Genomic DNA, 19,116 nt, shown 5'->3' with positions numbered 1-19,116 from the left:
TGCTCATGAGGTTATTTTGGTATAGATATGGAGGTGATATGCATTGTCCTTTTTGTTCCGAGAACGATACCAAAGTTATTGATTCCCGCTTAGTGGCTGATGGCCATCAAGTTCGACGTCGCCGTCAGTGCTTGGCGTGTAGCGAGCGTTTCACTACGTTTGAAAGCGCAGAGTTAGTGATGCCTAAAGTGATCAAATCGAATGGCAACCGTGAACCATTTGATGAAGATAAAATGGTTGGCGGTATTCAACGCGCTTTAGAGAAACGCCCAGTGAGTGCCGATTCTATAGAGTTAGCGATCAGTATGATCAAATCACAACTGCGTGCGACGGGTGAGCGAGAGGTTCCGAGTGAAATGATTGGTAATTTAGTCATGGACCAGCTCAAAGAGCTCGATAAGGTGGCTTACATTCGTTTCGCTTCCGTTTACCGCAGCTTTGAAGATATTCGCGAGTTTGGCGAAGAGATTGCCCGCCTAGAAGACTGAGTAGCTCATGACTCAACACACTCCTGAAAGAGCGTTTTCTGATTTAGATTTCGCCATGATGTCACGAGCTATTAAGTTAGCGAAACGTGGCATTTATACCACCGCCCCTAATCCAAATGTAGGGTGTGTCATCGTTCGTGATGAAGAAATTGTCGGTGAAGGCTATCACCATCGTGCTGGTGAGCCGCATGCCGAAGTGCACGCGATGCGCATGGCGGGTGAAAAAGCAGTTGGTGCAACCGCTTATGTGACGCTAGAACCTTGCTCTCATTACGGCCGTACACCGCCATGTGCCGAAGGGCTGATTAAAGCCAAAGTGGCACGTGTGGTTTGCGCCATGGTAGACCCAAACCCGAAAGTTGCAGGTCGCGGCATCCAGATGTTACGTGATGCCGGAATTGAAGTACAAATCGGCTTGTTAGAGCAAGATGCCTTTGCCCTTAACCCTGGTTTTATAAAGTACATGCGTACAGGCATGCCGTTTGTTCAATTAAAAATGGCAGCCAGTTTGGATGGGCAAAGCGCACTCAATAATGGTCAGAGCCAATGGATCACCTCCCCAGCGGCCCGCCAAGATGTGCAGCGTTATCGAGCAATGAGTGGTGGCATTCTTTCTACTAGCAAAACGGTGATTGATGATAATGCATCACTCAACGTGCGCTGGGATGACTTACCTAATAGTGTTCAAGCGCAGTATTTACAAGAAGAGCTTCGTCAACCAGTACGTGTAATCTTAGATCGTCAGAACCATTTAACTGATGCGCTCAAGCTGTTCCATACCGATGGAGAGCGAGTTATTGTTCGCTCTGATGGAGACTGTATCCCTCTATTGGACAGCGCTGACCAAATTGACTTATCAACGACATTAAAACGTATCTCTGATGAGCACCATATCAATCACTTATGGGTTGAAGCTGGAGCTACGCTAGCGAGTGCGATGATAAAGGCTAATCTTGTAGATGAGCTCATTGTTTACCTTGCGCCAAAACTCATGGGCAGCGATGGTCGGGGGCTTATCGGTGCTTTAGGGTTAAGCGCTATGGCTGACGTCATAGATTTAAACATTACAGACGTTCGTATGGTTGGGGTAGACATTCGCATCACCGCCACCATAAAACGTAATGAAATTAGATAAGAAATAGTATGTTTACAGGAATAGTAGAAGCAGTTGGCAAGTTAGCTGCGATTACGCCGAAAGGCGAAGACATCACCGTCACGGTTGAAACGGGTACGCTTGATATGTCAGACGTTAAGTTAGGCGATAGCATTGCGACCAATGGTGTTTGCTTAACGGTAGTTGACTTCGGAAGCCACTATTACAGTGCTGATCTGTCATTAGAAACCTTGAAGAAAACTGGGTTTGCTGAATACCAAGTAGGCGATAAGGTGAATCTAGAAAAAGCCATGTTGCCAACAACGCGATTGGGTGGACATATCGTTTCTGGCCATGTCGATGGGGTTGGTGAAATTGTCGAACGCAATTCAGTTGGCCGTGCGATAGAGTTTTGGGTTGCAATGCCTGCTGAAATTAGCAAGTACGTTGCAGAGAAAGGCTCGATTACTGTTGATGGTATTAGCCTAACCGTCAACGACTTACGTAAGAATGCTTTTAAGCTGACGATCGTTCCTCATACGAGTGAAGAAACTACGATTGACCAGTTTCAAGTGGGGCGCAAAGTCAACTTAGAAGTTGATGTACTTGCGCGTTATATGGAGCGTTTACTGCAAGGACAACAAGAAGATAAGGCCGAGTCTCGTATCACGATGGACTTTTTACAGCAAAACGGTTTTGCATAAGTCTTGGGAGTGGCTGCGTGAGGCATGCGATAAAGAGCAGACTCACAGAACACCGCGAGATTCATTGACTTGCTTAATGCAAAGCTCAAACTATTGACCTAACTAGCATTCACTGCAACGTAATTTTTCATTGCTGTCGCAATAACAAATTTAGAATAACGGGATAACAGACTATGCCAATCAGTACGCCACAAGAAATTATTGATGATATTCGCGCAGGCAAAATGGTCATCCTAATGGATGATGAAGACCGCGAGAATGAAGGTGACTTGATCATGGCTGCCGAGCATATTACGCCGGAAGCCATCAACTTTATGGCAACCTATGGCCGTGGCCTGATTTGTTTAACCATGACCAAAGATCGTTGCGAAAGTCTAGGTCTGCCACCAATGGTGCAAGACAATAATGCGCAATACACCACCAACTTTACTGTTTCGATTGAGGCAGCAGAAGGGGTAACGACTGGTATTTCAGCCGCAGATCGCGCACGTACCGTTCAAGCAGCAGTCGCGCCAAACGCTAAAGCTGCGGATTTGGTGCAGCCTGGTCACATCTTCCCTCTCGCAGCTCAAGACGGCGGTGTACTGACTCGCGCAGGTCACACTGAAGCTGGCTGTGATTTGGCTCGTCTTGCTGGTTTAGAGCCAGCATCGGTGATTGTTGAGATCTTAAATGACGACGGCACCATGGCTCGTCGCCCAGATCTAGAGATCTTTGCAGAGAAGCACGGTATTAAATTGGGCACTATTGCCGACCTAATTGAGTACCGCAATAACACTGAGACAACGATTGAACGTGTGGCAGAGTGTAAGTTACCGACAGAGTTTGGCGAGTTCACGTTAGTCACGTACAAAGACACCATTGATAACCAAGTGCACTACGCAATGTGCAAGGGCGATTTGAAAGAAAAAGCGCCACTGGTTCGCGTTCATCTTCAAGACGTTTTTACCGACTTACTACGTAGCGATCGTAATGCAGAGCGCAGCTGGACACTAGATAAGGCAATGAAACGCATTGGTGAAGAGGGCGGTGTGTTGGTTGTTCTTGGCCATGAAGAATCGACTGATCTACTTATTCATCGCGTGAAGATGTTCGAAGCGCAAGACAAAGGTGAAGCACCAACGCTTGCTAAAAAACAAGGCACGTCTCGCCGTGTTGGCGTTGGTTCACAGATTCTTGCGGATCTCGGTGTACATGATATGCGTCTTCTGTCATCGACCAACAAAAAGTACCACGCGTTAGGTGGTTTTGGTCTGAACGTTGTTGAGTACGTCTGCGAGTAACAACCGAACAATAAGTTCCTAGTCTTTGACGTGCTTAACTCGTCAATGGCTAGGAACCGGTGATTTGCCTCCAATTTCCATTAGATATTGCTCACAAATTTGTGCTAGAATCCGGCGATTCTCACTTGATGAACATATTTCACTTATAAATAGAGTTAAAGGAAAGCTTATGAAAGTGATCGAGGGTGGCTTCCCAGCGCCAAATGCAAAAATTGCTATCGTTATTTCTCGTTTCAACAGTTTTATTAACGAAAGCCTACTTTCTGGTGCGATCGATACACTAAAGCGTCACGGACAAGTAAGCGAAGACAACATCACGGTTGTGCGTTGTCCAGGTGCCGTAGAACTACCTCTAGTAGCTCAGCGTGTTGCTAAAACTGGCAAATTCGACGCTATTGTTTCTCTAGGGTCTGTTATTCGCGGTGGAACGCCTCACTTTGACTATGTTTGTAGTGAAATGAACAAAGGTCTAGCACAAGTGTCTATGGAATTCAGCATTCCAGTAGCATTTGGTGTTTTGACTGTTGATACGATCGATCAAGCGATTGAACGCGCAGGAACCAAGGCTGGTAATAAAGGTGCAGAGGCTGCACTAAGCGCACTTGAAATGATTAATGTACTATCTGAAATTGATTCCTAATGGGGGCCAGTGTGAAACCAGCCGCACGTCGTAACGCACGTCAATTCGCTCTACAGGCGATCTACTCATGGCAAATTACTAAAGAGAATGTTGCCAAGATTGAAGAACAGTTTTTGTCTGGCGACAAATACGATGAAGAAGAACTTCATGCATCTGAGCCAGCGCTTGCTGCTCCAGAGACAGACGTAGCTTACTTCCGTGAACTATTAAGCGGTGTTGTACTTAGCCACGCTGAGCTAGATAGCAAAATTCGTCCATACATCTCTCGTCCTATGCAGGATTTAGATATGATGGAACTTGCTCTTCTTCGCCTTGCTATGTACGAGATGACTCGTCGCGAAGATGTTCCTTACAAAGTTGTTATCAATGAAGCGATTGAACTTGCAAAAGTTTTCGCAGCAGAAGATAGCCACAAGTTTGTGAATGGTGTACTTGATAAAGCAGCACCTCACATTCGTAAGAAATAACGATTTCTTCAATGAAAAGGTCAGCACATGCTGACCTTTTTTGTATCAAAAGCTTTTACATCAAAAAGTAAGTGAATTATGTCTGGTGAATTTAATCTGATAGACAAGTACTTCGTCGGTCGTCAGAGCCAACGTAAAGATGTCCATCTAGCCGCTGGTGATGATTGTGCTTTGGTCAAAGCGCCAGCTAATGTTCAGATTGCGATTAGCACGGATACATTGGTAGCTGGAACGCATTTCTTAGCCGACGCGAACCCAGCATGGGTCGCACACAAAGCATTGGCTTCTAACATCAGTGATTTGGCGGCGATGGGCGCAACGCCTGCGTGGGTGAGCTTTGCATTAACGATGCCTGAGCCAGATGAAGAATGGCTTGCTCCTTTCTGTGATGAATTTTTCGAACTGGCTGATTACTATGGTATTCAGTTAATAGGCGGTGATACCACCAAAGGGCCATTGTGTCTGACACTCACGGTGCAAGGTTTTGTACCTGAAGACAAAGCGCTCACGCGATCCGGAGCCAAGCCTGGGGATTGGGTATATGTAACGGGAAACCTTGGCGATGCAAAAGCTGGCTTGGATGTGATTCTAGATGACTCTCTGCGCAGCAGAGCCGGCGCGGAAGCACTAGAGCGAGCTCATTACCTTAGTTCTCCGCGTGTGCTTGCTGGACAAGCTCTTGTTGGCTTAGCCTCGTCGGCGATAGATATTTCAGATGGTTTAATCTCTGATATTAAGCACATTTTACAGCGATCTCAGGTTGGGGTGAGTATTGATGTCTCTCAGCTACCGATCTCTTCAGAATTAGTCCAGTTTTTAGATGATAAGATCAGCGCGCAGCAGTATGCTTTAGCAAGTGGCGAAGAATACGAGTTGTGTTTTACCGTGCCGGAGCAAAATCGAGGCTCGTTACAAAGCGCTTTATCTCATACTGGCTGTAAGGTCACATGTATTGGTCAAATCCGACCAAATGGAACCTTCGAGCTGCATGATAACAATCAACCACTTGATTGGGACTTAAGTGGCTTCGACCACTTTAAATGATCTGAGCTAAGCTCTAGCCAAGAGCCTGTTACTATTGAGTAACTCGCAGGCATGACGATTGAAACCAAACTAGCAGTATAGGTTTAAGGATATGACCAACCCTCTTTCTCTGATTTCATTAAAGAACCCGTGGCATCTATTGGCGACGGGTTTTGGCAGTGGATTATCCCCGTTTATCCCTGGAACAATGGGCACACTGGCGGCCGTGCCTTTATTTTTGTTGTTGGCACAATTACCATTTACGGCGTATGTCATTGTTGTTCTGATTTCGTGTGTGATCGGCATTCAAATATGCCAAGTGACCTCTGCAGACATGAAAGTACATGATCATGGTTCAATCGTATGGGATGAGTTTGCGGGCTTTTGGATTACGATGAGCATTGTACCTGCACTGAATATTCCACTCACTGAATGGAAGTGGTTGATCACTGGCTTCATCTTGTTTCGTTTTTTCGATATGGTAAAACCTTGGCCAATTGGGTGGCTAGATAAGCGAGTTCACGGTGGGCTGGGTATTATGGTTGATGATATCGTGGCGGGAGTTATGGCCGGTGTTGCCCTGTTTCTAGTCGCAAAATATGCGGGCTGGATGAATTAAACGTTGACCGTAAAAAAAAGGGATGCTATGAGCATCCCTTTTTAATTCTATTTTGCTAAATAATCCAAGATGGATTTTTCAAGTCCTTTTGCATCGAGACCAAGCTCTTCATGCAGTTCATCTTGTGTTCCCTGATGAATAAACTCATCTGGTAAACCTAGGTTCAACACAGGTTTAATGATTTTATCTTTCATCATGAACTCAACGACACCAGCACCAGCACCACCCGCGATAACATTTTCTTCTAACGTCACGAGCACGTCATGATCTGCGGCTAGTTGACGAATCAATGCCTCATCGAGCGGCTTCACAAAGCGCATATCAGCAACAGTGGCGTTAAGGTATTCTGCCGCTTCTAGCGCGTTACCCAAGAAAGTACCAAAGTTCAGAATAGCAACTTTTTCACCTTGGCGAACCATGCGTCCTTTACCGATTTCTAAAGCCGTAAACTCAGTTTCGATTTCTACGCCCATTCCGCTACCACGAGGGTATCGAACCGCACTCGGGCCAGAATGCTTATGGCCAGTGTAAAGCATTTGTCGGCACTCGTTTTCGTCGCTTGGCGCCATGATCACCATGTTCGGAATACAGCGCATAAAGCTCAAATCGAACGCACCTTGGTGAGTTTGACCATCTGCGCCAACGAGACCTGCGCGGTCGATCGCAAACATCACTGGTAAGTCCATGATCGCGATGTCGTGGATCAATTGGTCATAACCACGTTGCAAGAAAGTCGAATAGATAGCAACGATTGGATGATCGCCCGCAATTGCCATGCCTGTTGCCAGTGTCACTGCGTGCTGCTCAGCAATCGCCACATCAAAGTATTGGTCTGGGTACTCTTTTGAGAAACGCACCATACCTGATCCTTCGCGCATTGCTGGCGTAATTGCCATTAGTTTAGGATCTTGGGCCGCCATGTCACATAAAAAGTCACCGAAGATCTTTGAGTAAGTTGGCTTACCGCCACTGCTCTTCGGCAGACAATTATGCGTTGGATCGAATTTAGGAACACCATGGTAGCCGATAGGATCTTTCTCGGCAGGCTCATAACCTTTGCCTTTCTTGGTCATGATGTGTAGGAATTGAGGACCTTTGAGCTCACGCATATTTTTCAGCGTTTTGACGAGTTCATTGACGTCGTGCCCATCAATCGGGCCAATGTAATTAAAGCCGAACTCTTCGAACAGAGTACCAGGCACTACCATGCCTTTTAGGTGCTCTTCCGTACGGCGAACCAACTCTTTAATAGGTGGAACACCAGACAGCACTTTCTTGCCGCCTTCACGGATAGAAGTGTACAAGCTACCAGAAAGTACCTTCGCAAGGTGGTTATTCAGGGCGCCGACGTTTTCTGAAATCGACATTTCGTTGTCGTTCAAAATCACCAACATATCAGGATGAACGTCGCCAGCGTGGTTCATAGCTTCGAATGCCATGCCTGCTGTAATTGCGCCATCGCCAATCACACTGACAATTTTACGGCCTTTACCTTCTTTTTGTGCGCTGATGGCCATGCCAAGACCTGCACTAATCGATGTTGAAGAGTGGCCGACAGATAAGGTGTCATATTCACTTTCTTCACGCCAGGGGAAAGGGTGTAGACCATCCTTTTGGCGAATTGTTGGCATTTTATCGCGACGTCCGGTGAGGATTTTGTGCGGGTAAGCCTGATGACCAACATCCCAAATCAATTTGTCGATAGGGGTGTTGTAAACATAATGCAGAGCGACAGTTAGCTCTACGGTGCCTAAGCCAGACGCTAAGTGTCCGCTAGATTGGCTCACTGAATTTAGCAGATACGTTCGCAGTTCATCACACAGATTTGGTAATGTTTCTTTCGGAAGAAGACGTAATTCTTCCGGTGTATTTGCTAACGCCAGTGTTGGGTACTTTGAAATATCAAGAGTCATATAAATGCGCGCTTATAGTGTTAATTTTTGCGCTCGATGACATATCGGGCGAACTCTTCGAGTAACTGAGTATTGTATGGGATAGCTTCCAATGCTTGAAGTGCTTCCTGTAACAGAGTGTGAGCTTTCTCTATGGCTCCCTCTAAACCCAGCAGGGAAGGATAAGTGCTCTTATTCAGACCTTGGTCGGAACCTTGAGGCTTACCCAGTGTTTCTGTGTCACTGATGATATCAAGAATATCGTCTTGAACCTGAAACGCCAAACCAATTGCTTTTGAGTAGCGCTCCAAGTGAGGTAGAACCTCGATACCTTTCTCACCAGCAGCTAATGCACCTAATTTTACCGCACAATCAATCAGAGCTCCGGTTTTTTTACGGTGTATCTCTTCCATTTCTTCAAGAGAAACTTGGCGATTTTCCGCGCCTAAATCTAAGGCTTGCCCTACACACATGCCGCTGGCACCAGAGGAATGCGCTAAGGCTTTGATCATGTTGATGCGTTGAGCTTCAGCCGCCGGGCTTAATTGACCATCAGCAATAATAGTGAAGGCAAGAGTTTGTAGTGCGTCACCTGTCAGTATTGCGGTTGCTTCATCAAACTTAATATGACAAGTTGGTTGACCTCGACGCAGTTCATCATCGTCCATGGCTGGCAGATCATCATGAATGAGTGAGTAGGCATGTATACATTCGATAGCAGCGGCGGGGGTGTCTAAGTCTTCAGGTTTACAGCCGAGCATTTGACCTGTGATGTAAACAAGAAAAGGGCGAACGCGTTTTCCACCTAGCAAAAGGCCGTATTTCATTGCTTGAATCAATGGCTGCTCTTGATATGGAAGCTGATCGAGCCACAAATTCAATTGCTGATTGTTTCTTTGTTGAAAAGACGTCAATGTCTGTTGCATCACATTGCTCACTACTGATTGTTATTCTGAATCTGGTTTGAAGTCACTCAGTGGTGCTTCATCATCTTCATTAAGAAGAATGCTCACGCGCTGTTCGGCGTCGCTTAATTTAGTTTGGCCTGCACGAGCTAAGGCAATGCCTCGTTCAAACTTACGCAGGGCATCATCTAGAGCAAGATCGCCATTTTCTAATTGATCAACCAAGCTATCAAGCTCTTCAATGGTTGCTTCAAAGGTCATGTTTTCTGGTTTCTTGACCGCCATCTTTTTTCTGCCTTAATCAAGCCTCGGGTAAGATGCACGAAAGTTACCTTAGCCTAGTAACTTGGTCAAATTTAACCTTATATAATTGTCACAAAATTAGCGTTCAACGAGTCTAAGCGGTGAAACCCCATATTTTGGTTGAGGTTGTTAGGTGTAATTTGTGATCCATTAGCTAAGATTTTTCTAAAAATTCTGCGCGAGTTGTCGATACAGGTAATAATCCGCCCAATGGCAGTATTTGAGTATAGCGTGAGGAGTGCTTTGTGGATTTAGCAACCCTATTAGGTTTGATTGGTGGTTTTGCATTCGTCATTATGGCGATGGTGCTTGGTGGCAGCATCGGCATGTTTGTCGATGTCACGTCGATCCTTATTGTCGTTGGTGGCTCAATATTCGTCGTGTTGATGAAGTTCACAATGGGACAGTTTTTTGGTGCGACAAAGATTGCTGGCAAAGCCTTCATGTTTAAAGCGGATGAACCCGAAGACCTGATCGCAAAAATTGTGGAAATGGCCGATGCGGCGCGTAAAGGTGGTTTTCTTGCTCTTGAAGAGATGGAAATAAACAACACATTCATGCAGAAAGGCATTGATCTACTGGTTGATGGCCATGATGCCGACGTTGTGAGAGCGGCACTCAAAAAAGACATCGCGCTTACAGATGAACGACATACGCAAGGTACTGGTGTATTTCGCGCCTTTGGCGACGTTGCTCCTGCGATGGGAATGATTGGCACCTTGGTTGGTCTTGTTGCGATGCTTTCAAACATGGATGATCCTAAAGCGATTGGACCAGCAATGGCCGTTGCACTCTTGACCACATTGTATGGCGCGATCCTGTCCAATATGGTGTTTTTCCCTATTGCGGATAAGCTTTCTCTTCGTCGTGACCAAGAAACGCTAAATCGCCGTTTGATCATGGATGGCGTATTAGCGATTCAAGATGGCCAAAACCCGCGAGTGATCGATAGTTACTTGAAGAACTACCTCAATGAAGGTAAACGTGCCCTTGAGATTGACGAGTAACTTGGAGAGTCGTGATGGATGATGAAGATAACAAATGCGATTGTCCGCCACCTGGCCTCCCGTTATGGATGGGGACATTTGCAGATTTGATGTCGCTACTGATGTGTTTCTTTGTTCTTCTGCTCTCGTTTTCTGAGATGGATGTACTGAAGTTCAAACAAATTGCAGGATCAATGAAATTTGCCTTCGGTGTGCAAAATCAGCTTGAAGTGAAAGACATTCCCAAAGGTACTAGCATTATTGCCCAAGAGTTTCGACCGGGTCGGCCGGAACCAACTCCGATTGATGTCATCATGCAGCAAACCATGGACATCACTCAGCAGACGCTCGAATTTCATGAAGGGGAGTCTGAGCGAGCTGGTGGCACAAAACGTGATGAAGGCAAGTTAACGGGTGGGCAATCGCCAGAAACGTCAACTCAAAACAATGAGTCTGCCGAAGCGGACATGCAACAACAGCAATCTAAAGAGATGTCGCAAGAGATGGAAACCTTGATGGAAAGCATCAAGAAAGCCTTAGAGCGAGAGATTGAGCAAGGCGCCATTGAAGTTGAAAACCTCGGTCAGCAGATTGTTATACGTATGCGTGAAAAAGGTGCATTCCCTGAAGGATCGGCCTTCTTGCAGCCTAAGTTTCGTCCTTTAGTTCGTCAGATTGCAGAGCTAGTAAAAGACGTGCCAGGCATTGTTCGAGTATCTGGCCATACAGACAATCGACCGCTAGACTCGGAACTTTATCGTTCTAACTGGGATCTCTCTTCTCAGCGCGCAGTATCAGTCGCGCAAGAGATGGAGAAAGTGAGAGGCTTCTCTCATCAACGTTTAAGAGTACGAGGCATGGCGGATACGGAACCCTTGTTACCGAATGATTCTGATGAAAATCGCGCGCTTAACCGACGGGTTGAAATCAGCATTATGCAAGGCGAGCCTCTCTACAGTGAAGAAGTGCCGGTAATTCAATAACTAGGCTTTAGTTTTAAGTCAGTAAAGAGATAAGAAAGCGAGCAGATTGCTCGCTTTTTTTGTTTTTCCAATCCGCTTGGGTGTATAATCTTGCGCCTTAAAAGTGAGCTCAGACTACTTTTTGTGACTGAAACGCGGTTTTACTGCGTATGAAGTATTGAAGTTGAGTGTCACTCTTTGTTGATTGCGAAACTAACCTGCGAATTAGACTATGAAATTTATTGTAAAGCCCCATCCAGAAATTTTTGTAAAAAGTGAATCTGTGCGTAAGCGCTTCACAAAGATTTTAGAGTGCAACATTCGTAACATCATTAAGAGCCGCACGGAGTCTGTCGCGGTATTTAACCGTCGTGATCACATTGAAGTGACCTCTGAGAGTAACGAATTCCACGCTGAAGTTCTTGAGGTTTTGACTCATACACCAGGCATTCACCACGTACTGGAAGTGAAGCAAACTGAATTTAAAGACTTGCACGATATCTTCGAGCAAGTGCTAGAACTCAACCGTGCTGCACTCGAAAATAAAACCTTTGTTGTACGTGCGAAGCGTCGTGGCAAGCATGACTTTACCTCCATTGAACTAGAGCGTTATGTAGGCGGTGGTTTAAATCAAGCGATTGAAAGCGCTAGTGTTAAGCTACGAAACCCAGACGTGACGATCAAGGTAGAAGTCTCGAACGACAAGCTAAACCAAGTATTGTCTCGTCATAAAGGCCTAGGTGGTTTCCCTCTGGGTACGCAAGAAGACGTGTTAAGCCTGATCTCGGGTGGTTTCGATTCTGGTGTTTCAAGCTATCTTCATATCAAGCGTGGTTCAAAAGTACATTACTGCTTCTTTAACTTAGGTGGTCCAGCACACGAAATCGGCGTTAAGCAGGTTTCTCACTACCTATGGAACAAATACGGTTCTTCAGCAAAAGTACGTTTTATCTCAGTTGATTTCGAGCCTGTGGTTGCGGAAATCCTAGAGAAAGTCGATGACGGCCAAATGGGCGTGATCTTGAAGCGTATGTTTATGCGTGCAGCAGGCATGATCGCTCAGAAGATGAAGATCGAAGCATTGGTAACAGGTGAAGCACTAGGTCAAGTATCGAGCCAAACGCTAACCAATCTACGCCACATCGATAACGTAACTGACACGCTGATTCTGCGTCCACTTATCAACTGGGATAAAGAAGACATCATCAATCTAGCACGTGAAATCGGCACAGAAGATTTCGCCAAGACAATGCCAGAATACTGTGGTGTTATCTCTAAGAAGCCAACCGTGAAAGCGGTGAAAGGCAAGCTAGAAGCTGAAGAAGAGAAATTCGACTTTAGTATCCTTGAGCAAGTGGTTCAAGAAGCTCGCATGATGGACATTCGTGATATCGCGAAAGAGTCTGAGCAAGCCGCACCAGAAGTAGAGCAAGTTCAAGCGGTAGAAGAGCACGCGGTTGTGCTAGATATTCGTAGTCCTGAAGAGGAAGACGATAACCCACTTGAAATCGAAGGTGTGGATGTGAAACATATCCCTTTCTACAAGCTGGGTACACAGTTTGGTGACTTAGACCAGTCTAAGACATACTTACTTTACTGTGACCGCGGTGTGATGAGCCGTCTGCAAGCGCTTTACTTGCAAGAGCAAGGCTTCAGCAACGTAAAAGTTTACCGTCCATAGCTGACTGATAAAATACGTTAAAAGGCGCAAATTGAGACATCAATTTGCGCCTTTTTTGTTTTTGATCGCGTTACAGACAACCATTACTTAGCATAATGTTGAGGCTTATCGCAAAGCCATACACTTTGTGTTGATATAACGATAATTAATCCGAAAGAAGAGTAATAAAGTGATATTGCTGCCAGATATGCGGATGAGATTTTTGATAGATAAAAAAACACCGCCTAATTTAGGCGGTGTAACAAATTTGACAGACAGGTCAAAAATAAATACAGGAAGTATATGTTTTGTCACAGGGAGTGTGGACAAAACATTATGGTAGAAATCTACCTAACTCGAAATACGAGTTTGCAAACACAACATCGCAACAACGAAGCCAATTGATTTCCAAAGAAATCAAGCCGTTCAGGCCCGTGTTGCGGGGTGAAATATAGAATTTATCTGGCTGTTCGACAACGGACATTTTATAATGTTTCAGATTAAAAAAACTAATCCTATTAGAGGTCCCATATGTCTCGCAGATTGCCTCCATTAAATTCGCTTCGAGTCTTCGAAGCGGCTGCTCGTCATCTCAGTTTTACACGAGCAGCAGAAGAGTTATTTGTTACTCAAGCCGCGGTCAGTCACCAGATTAAAGCGCTTGAAGAGTTCTTATCATTGAAGCTCTTCCGTCGACGTAATCGTTCTTTGTTGTTAACAGAAGAAGGCCAAAGTTACTTTCTCGATATCAAAGATATTTTCACCTCGATTGCGGAAGCGACAGATAAGGTGTTGGAACGTAGCGAAAAAGGGGCATTGACGATTAGCCTACCGCCGAGTTTTGCTATCCAATGGCTTGTACCTCGTTTGGCCGATTTTAATGCTCAAGAGCCCGATATCGATGTTCGTATTAAAGCCGTAGATATGGATGAAGGCTCACTGACTGATGATGTTGATGTGGCGATCTACTATGGCCGTGGGAACTGGCCAGGTTTGCGAGCAGATAAATTGTACCAAGAGTTTTTGATCCCACTTTGTTCACCTTCATTACTTTTGGGTAACAAACCATTAGAATCTTTAAGTGACCTCAAATTACATACTTTGTTACACGATACTTCGCGTAAAGACTGGAAGCAGTTTGCTCGTCATTACAACATTGAAGGCATCAACGTAAACCACGGTCCTATTTTTAGTCACTCAACGATGGTGCTACAGGCTGCTGCGCACGGTCAGGGGGTCGCGCTCGGTAACAACGTACTCGCCAAACCTGAAATGGAAGCCGGGCGACTCATTGCACCATTCGACGAGGTGTTGATATCTAAGAATGCATTCTATGTGGTGTGTCATGAACAGCAGGCAGATATGGGCCGAATCGCAACGTTTAGAGATTGGATGTTAGCAACCGCGAGAAAAGAACAAGAGGAAGTATTGGATGAATCACTGGATAGCTGAGGGACCTGAAAACGGACCGCTGTTTATTTTTGCTCACGGCGCAGGTGCGGGGATGGAGCATGACTTCATGACAGCGGTCGCCACAGGATTAGTGGAGCAAGGTATTCGTGTAGTGCGTTTTAATTTCCCTTACATGGTGAAACGTTCGGAAGATGGCAAAAAGCGTCCGCCCGATCGAGCGCCAAAGTTGCTCGAAGCATACAGCGAAGTGATCGCTCACTTTACTTCTTCTCCCGTGGTTATTGGTGGTAAGTCAATGGGCGGTCGTATGTCGAGCTTGTTGGCTGAAAATGAGCTGGTGGCGGGCATTGCCTGTTTAGGGTTTCCATTTCACCCGCCGGGAAAGCCAGAGAAATACAAAGGCGAGCACTTAGCAACCATTGAGAAACCTACGCTGATTCTGCAAGGGGAACGAGACACCTTTGGTAAGCGTGAGGAATTCGATGATTTCGTCCTTTCGTCACAAGTAACGGTGAGCTTTTTACCTGATGGTGACCACAGCTTCAAACCGCGCAAGATCTCAGGTCATACTGAAGTGGGTAACATTGCACTCGTGATAGAGCAGTTAGCGGCGTTTATAAAAGAGGTGTACAGTGAAAAGTAAGTGGTTACTCTCATTCTCTGGTTTTTCTGGGCTGCTTTCGGTCGCTCTTGGAGCATTTGCTGCTCATGGGCTAAAAGCGACACTGGCCCCTTATTTGCTCGGTGTATTTGAGACCGGAGTTCTGTATCAATTTATTCACACGTTGGCGATTGTGTTTTGTGCCATTCTGCTTCTGCTCAATTTGGGACAAAAAGCACAAAAATATTTTTTCATTGCGGCGATTTGCTTTATTATCGGCATCTTTTGTTTTAGCGGCAGTCTTTACGCGCTGGCGCTGACGGGCATTAAGTGGTTTGGGCCAATTACTCCTGTGGGAGGATTACTGTTCATGATTGGTTGGTGTCTGTTCTTTTTTGCTGCGTTCAATATCAAAGAGGTCTCCAAGTGAAACAACTAATGCTCTATTGCCGTTCTGGCTTTGAGAAAGAGTGTGCTGGTGAAATTCAGGACAAAGCGACACAGTTGGAAGTGTATGGCTTCCCTCGTGTGAAGAGAAACTCAGGTTATGTTGTCTTCGAGTGTTACCAAGATGGAGATGCCGACAAACTTGCGAGAGGTTTAGACTTTAAGTCTTTAATTTTTGCTCGACAAATGTTTGCGGTAGCAGCTGAGTTTCAATCGTTGCCAAGCGATGACCGCATTAGTCCAATTTTGAATGAACTAGCAGACATCGAAGCATTCCCTCGTTGTGGTGATTTGAGAATTGAAACGCCAGATACAAATGAAGCGAAAGAGCTACTGAAATTCTGCCGTAAGTTTACCGTCCCAATGCGTCAAGCGTTGCGCGGCAAAGGCTTAATGCTGAACAAAGATAACGCGAAAAAACCAGTACTGCACATTTGCTTTGTTGAGCCTGGCCACTGTTACGTTGGTTACTCTTACACTGACAACAACTCACAGTTCTTCATGGGTATCCCTCGCCTTAAATTCCCAGCAGACGCTCCAAGTCGTTCAACACTTAAACTGGAAGAAGCATTTCATGTCTTTATTCCACGTGAAGAGTGGGATGAGCGTTTGGCACCAGGTATGTGGGGTGTGGATTTAGGTGCATGTCCAGGCGGTTGGACGTACCAATTAGTGAAGCGTTCAATGTTCGTTCACTGCGTTGATAACGGCATGATGGCAGATAGTTTGATGGAAACTGGCCAGATCAAGCACCATATGGTGGATGGCTTTAAGTTCGAACCAGACCGCAAGAACGTAACATGGATTGTTTGTGACATGGTGGAAAAGCCAGCTCGTGTTGCTCACCTGATGGGACAGTGGCTGTTAAAAGGTTGGGCAAAAGAGGCTATCTTTAACCTTAAGCTGCCAATGAAAGGGCGTTATGACGAAGTGCTGCAAGACCTTGAAAATCTGAAGCAGTTCCTCATTGATAATAAGGTAAAGTTCAAGCTACAAGCTAAACATTTGTATCATGATCGTGAAGAGATCACGATTCATATCCAATGTCTGTCGAATATTTCACCTTACTAACTTTATTCCCCCGAGTCTTTTGGGAATAGTGATTAGAATAGAAAAAGCGCCTTCAAATGGCGCTTTTTAATATCTGCCGGATTTCATGGTGTGAAACTACCATCGGGCACTACTCTGCTTTGTTTGGCCCTACAAAGCGAATATCTTGCAAGTTAAAGCCTAGTTCGATATCGCACTTTAAAGCGGCGACGCGTTTACATAAACGAGCAGACTCAATGTGCTCATCCAATTTTTTACGGTATTTCGGTACGAGATCTTCACTAGCGTAGGCAGCTTCAATACTCTCAAACTGAGTGAGAATCTCTTTCGCTGCTTTCGGGCCAATTCCAGGTACGCCCGGAACTTGGCTAGAGCTTATCCCTGTCAATCCCCAGTAGTCCGCTAGTTGATTTGGTTTTACGCCGAACTCTTTTTCGATAAATGGTTCATCTAACCAACGGTGTTGGAAATAATCACGGATTTGTAGGGTAGGGGAAAGTAGCTGGCAGTAACCTTTGTCTGTGGAAACGATGGTGACTTTTTCACCATGGCTGGCCACTTTCGTTGCGAGTGTAGCAACCAAATCATCTGCTTCATCGCCTTCAGAAAGCAATGAATCAATACCTTGCTCCCACCACGCTTGTTGAATCGCATCTAACCCTTGCAGTAGTGGCTGAGGCATTGGTTTTCGGTTTTGCTTATAGTCAGGGAGAATTTCAGCGCGCCAACCTCTGTCTTGTTCGTGGTGATCAAAAACTGCGATGATGTGTGTCGGGTTGGCCTCTGACAGAATGCGAGTGAGGGTTCTTTGCGTTGTGGTTATGGTTCTTGCTATGTCGGTTGGATCTGGTTGTGCTGAGTGCACTCGGCGGATCAGGTTTAGGGCATCAATGATAACAAGATGAATAGACATAATGACTTAGCAATAAAAAAGGGGCGTAATGCCCCTAGTGTAACGAATGCTAGCCTGACTATCGACCACCAATTTCCGGGTGAGCGATTCGATAACACGGTTCGTAGTCTGAACCGCCAGGTAATTTCATTCGGTGCTGTTCGACAAAGTCTTTTAGCAACTTATCGAGTTTTTTCATGAGGACTGCGTCGCCATGAATGGTGAAAGGCCCTCTACGTTCTATTTCTCGAATGCCTTCAGCCTTTACGTTACCTGCCACTATGCCAGAGAAGGCTTGACGCAAGTTGGCCGCTAAAACTTGCGGTTCTTGATCTAGGCTTAAATCCAATTGTTCCATCGACTCATGAGTAGGCTCGAATGGCAGTTGGAAGTTTGGCTCAATTTTCAATGACCAGTTAAAGCTGTACGCATCGCCTTTCTCTTTTCGGTGAAGGCGTACCGAGTCCATGGAGCGTTTCATAATACGAGCGACTTCTGCCGGGTCGTCAATGATGATCTCGTAGTGCTTTTGCCCTTCCTCACCAAGTGTGTCGCGAATGAACTCATCAATAGAGCGGAAGTACTCTTCACTCTCTTTTGGTCCTGTTAATACGATAGGCATTGGCTGATCGGCGTTATCCGGGTGCATCATGATGCCAAGAATGTACAGTAGCTCTTCCGCTGTGCCCGGGCCACCTGGGAAAATAACGATACCATGAGCCATACGGACGAAGGCTTCCAAGCGCTTTTCGATGTCGGGCATGATGACCAGTTCATTTACTATTGGGTTTGGTGGCTCGGCCGCAATAATCGAGGGCTCGGTTAAACCAAGATAACGTTGCTGAGTATAACGTTGCTTTGCGTGCCCAATCGCTGCACCTTTCATCGGCCCTTCCATTGCGCCAGGGCCGCAACCTGTACAGATGTTAAGTTCACGCAGGCCCAGTTCGTTACCCACTTCACGTGTGTACTGATACTCCACTCCATTGATAGAGTGACCACCCCAACATACGACAAGATTCGGTGCGATACCTGGAGTTAATGCTCTTGCATTACGAAGAATGCCGAATACGAGGTTCGTAATGTGAATTGGGTTAGTAAGGTTGAGCCGTTGGGCGTCTGCCAAATGCATGTTTACGTAAACGATATCACGCAATACGGAGAACAGATGCTCTTGGATACCTTTAATTATTTCGCCGTCAACAAAAGCGTGCTCTGGCGGATTAGTCAGCTCAAGCTTAATACCACGCTCACGACGCACGACGTTGACATCAAACGATTGGTATTTATCGAGCAGTTCTTTCGAGTTATCGGTATGGCTACCGGAGTTCAACACCGCTAATGTGCAATTACGGTACAGCTGATAAAGTTCACTCGAGGCTGTGTTCTTTAAGCGCTCTACTTCTAGTTGAGATAGCAAGTCCATGCTACCAGCGGGGCTTATATGGGTAATCATAACGCCTCCTTGTGTTGCATTAATTTGAGGGAAAGTACCAACTTACCTTTTTGGTGTTATACGTATGGTTTGATGAAAGGTAGTTGGCCGATTTGGTTTTATGGTTATCAACTCCCAAGCAACCTCAAGATGATACATTTGCCTTTTATAAATACATCATCTTGAAGTGACTTGGGTTTTTACAGCTTAGCAGACTAAAAGGGAAGAAATGTGATAACTCGTTGAAAATGGG

General features: G+C 45.6%; 20 protein-coding genes. 15 read left to right on the top strand and 5 right to left on the bottom strand.

The features are described from left to right. Nucleotides 1-38: 38 nt before the first annotated feature. From nrdR to pgpA, 8 genes are all read left to right on the top strand, one after another. On the top strand, nucleotides 39-488 hold the full coding sequence (gene nrdR / locus R7Q38_RS18170) for a transcriptional regulator NrdR (protein ID WP_005381578.1): 450 nt from the start codon (nucleotides 39-41) through the stop codon (nucleotides 486-488). 7 nt (nucleotides 489-495) lie between these two features. Further along, entirely contained in the window at nucleotides 496-1,623 is a 1,128-nt protein-coding gene (ribD, locus tag R7Q38_RS18165) for a bifunctional diaminohydroxyphosphoribosylaminopyrimidine deaminase/5-amino-6-(5-phosphoribosylamino)uracil reductase RibD (protein ID WP_138940415.1), read from the top strand. Nucleotides 1,624-1,631: 8 nt separating this feature from the next. After that, a complete protein-coding gene (locus R7Q38_RS18160; protein ID WP_005381574.1) occupies nucleotides 1,632-2,285 on the top strand; it encodes a riboflavin synthase in 654 nt (217 codons plus the stop codon). Between the two features lie 173 nt (nucleotides 2,286-2,458). Then, nucleotides 2,459-3,568, top strand: a complete 1,110-nt coding sequence (gene ribBA, locus R7Q38_RS18155; RefSeq protein ID WP_005381573.1) for a bifunctional 3,4-dihydroxy-2-butanone-4-phosphate synthase/GTP cyclohydrolase II — start codon at nucleotides 2,459-2,461, stop codon at nucleotides 3,566-3,568. A gap of 169 nt (nucleotides 3,569-3,737) precedes the next feature. After that, entirely contained in the window at nucleotides 3,738-4,208 is a 471-nt protein-coding gene (ribE, locus tag R7Q38_RS18150) for a 6,7-dimethyl-8-ribityllumazine synthase (protein ID WP_005381572.1), read from the top strand. Beyond that, nucleotides 4,208-4,675, top strand: coding sequence for a transcription antitermination factor NusB (nusB, locus tag R7Q38_RS18145; protein WP_005381571.1), 468 nt, complete (start codon nucleotides 4,208-4,210; stop codon nucleotides 4,673-4,675). Before ribE ends, nusB begins: the two co-directional genes overlap by 1 nt. A gap of 78 nt (nucleotides 4,676-4,753) precedes the next feature. After that, on the top strand, nucleotides 4,754-5,719 hold the full coding sequence (thiL, locus tag R7Q38_RS18140; RefSeq protein ID WP_239938741.1) for a thiamine-phosphate kinase: 966 nt from the start codon (nucleotides 4,754-4,756) through the stop codon (nucleotides 5,717-5,719). A gap of 91 nt (nucleotides 5,720-5,810) precedes the next feature. Further along, a complete protein-coding gene (pgpA, locus tag R7Q38_RS18135; RefSeq protein WP_053350269.1) occupies nucleotides 5,811-6,317 on the top strand; it encodes a phosphatidylglycerophosphatase A in 507 nt (168 codons plus the stop codon). Between the two features lie 47 nt (nucleotides 6,318-6,364). Here pgpA and dxs read toward each other — a convergent pair whose 3' ends face one another. From dxs to xseB, 3 genes are read right to left on the bottom strand one after another with little or no spacing between them, the layout of a single operon-like run. Further along, nucleotides 6,365-8,230 (bottom strand): 1-deoxy-D-xylulose-5-phosphate synthase, encoded by a 1,866-nt coding sequence (gene dxs / locus R7Q38_RS18130; protein WP_239938739.1) that lies wholly within the window; start codon nucleotides 8,228-8,230, stop codon nucleotides 6,365-6,367. Nucleotides 8,231-8,250: 20 nt separating this feature from the next. Next, the gene (ispA, locus tag R7Q38_RS18125) at nucleotides 8,251-9,135 is read right to left on the bottom strand and encodes a (2E,6E)-farnesyl diphosphate synthase (RefSeq protein WP_005383621.1); all 885 of its coding nucleotides are present in this window, start codon (nucleotides 9,133-9,135) and stop codon (nucleotides 8,251-8,253) included. 21 nt (nucleotides 9,136-9,156) lie between these two features. Then, nucleotides 9,157-9,399, bottom strand: coding sequence for an exodeoxyribonuclease VII small subunit (xseB, locus tag R7Q38_RS18120; RefSeq protein ID WP_017635682.1), 243 nt, complete (start codon nucleotides 9,397-9,399; stop codon nucleotides 9,157-9,159). A 263-nt stretch (nucleotides 9,400-9,662) separates the two neighbouring features. Here xseB and pomA point away from each other — a divergent pair, with 263 nt between their 5' ends. From pomA to rlmM, 7 genes are all read left to right on the top strand, one after another. Beyond that, nucleotides 9,663-10,424, top strand: a complete 762-nt coding sequence (pomA, locus tag R7Q38_RS18115) for a flagellar motor protein PomA (RefSeq protein WP_005381564.1) — start codon at nucleotides 9,663-9,665, stop codon at nucleotides 10,422-10,424. Between the two features lie 14 nt (nucleotides 10,425-10,438). Continuing rightward, nucleotides 10,439-11,386 (top strand): flagellar motor protein MotB, encoded by a 948-nt coding sequence (locus R7Q38_RS18110; RefSeq protein ID WP_017820608.1) that lies wholly within the window; start codon nucleotides 10,439-10,441, stop codon nucleotides 11,384-11,386. Nucleotides 11,387-11,597: 211 nt separating this feature from the next. Further along, nucleotides 11,598-13,046 carry a tRNA uracil 4-sulfurtransferase ThiI gene (thiI, locus tag R7Q38_RS18105; RefSeq protein WP_005383617.1) on the top strand — a complete coding sequence of 483 codons (1,449 nt, stop codon included), beginning with the start codon at nucleotides 11,598-11,600 and terminating at the stop codon, nucleotides 13,044-13,046. A gap of 510 nt (nucleotides 13,047-13,556) precedes the next feature. Beyond that, nucleotides 13,557-14,477, top strand: coding sequence for a transcriptional regulator GcvA (locus tag R7Q38_RS18100; RefSeq protein WP_005383616.1), 921 nt, complete (start codon nucleotides 13,557-13,559; stop codon nucleotides 14,475-14,477). Beyond that, a complete protein-coding gene (locus tag R7Q38_RS18095) occupies nucleotides 14,458-15,081 on the top strand; it encodes an alpha/beta fold hydrolase (protein ID WP_239932060.1) in 624 nt (207 codons plus the stop codon). Before R7Q38_RS18100 ends, R7Q38_RS18095 begins: the two co-directional genes overlap by 20 nt. Continuing rightward, nucleotides 15,071-15,469: a DUF423 domain-containing protein gene (locus R7Q38_RS18090; RefSeq protein WP_154204796.1), complete on the top strand. Its 399-nt coding sequence runs from the start codon at nucleotides 15,071-15,073 to the stop codon at nucleotides 15,467-15,469. Before R7Q38_RS18095 ends, R7Q38_RS18090 begins: the two co-directional genes overlap by 11 nt. Beyond that, nucleotides 15,466-16,557: a 23S rRNA (cytidine(2498)-2'-O)-methyltransferase RlmM gene (gene rlmM, locus R7Q38_RS18085; protein WP_017820611.1), complete on the top strand. Its 1,092-nt coding sequence runs from the start codon at nucleotides 15,466-15,468 to the stop codon at nucleotides 16,555-16,557. The genes R7Q38_RS18090 and rlmM overlap by 4 nt, the downstream gene beginning before the upstream one ends. A 109-nt stretch (nucleotides 16,558-16,666) precedes the next feature. Here rlmM and xni read toward each other — a convergent pair whose 3' ends face one another. Together xni and ppnN are read right to left on the bottom strand one after the other, a co-directional pair. Next, the gene (xni, locus tag R7Q38_RS18080) at nucleotides 16,667-17,449 is read right to left on the bottom strand and encodes a flap endonuclease Xni (RefSeq protein WP_239938737.1); all 783 of its coding nucleotides are present in this window, start codon (nucleotides 17,447-17,449) and stop codon (nucleotides 16,667-16,669) included. Nucleotides 17,450-17,507: 58 nt separating this feature from the next. Further along, entirely contained in the window at nucleotides 17,508-18,884 is a 1,377-nt protein-coding gene (ppnN, locus tag R7Q38_RS18075) for a nucleotide 5'-monophosphate nucleosidase PpnN (protein ID WP_005383611.1), read from the bottom strand. Nucleotides 18,885-19,116 lie beyond the last annotated feature (232 nt).

Source organism: Vibrio sp. Vb0598 (assembly GCF_033338935.1).
Classification (GTDB): Bacteria; Pseudomonadota; Gammaproteobacteria; order Enterobacterales; family Vibrionaceae; genus Vibrio; species Vibrio alginolyticus.
This window is presented reverse-complemented; position numbering and strand designations above follow the sequence as displayed.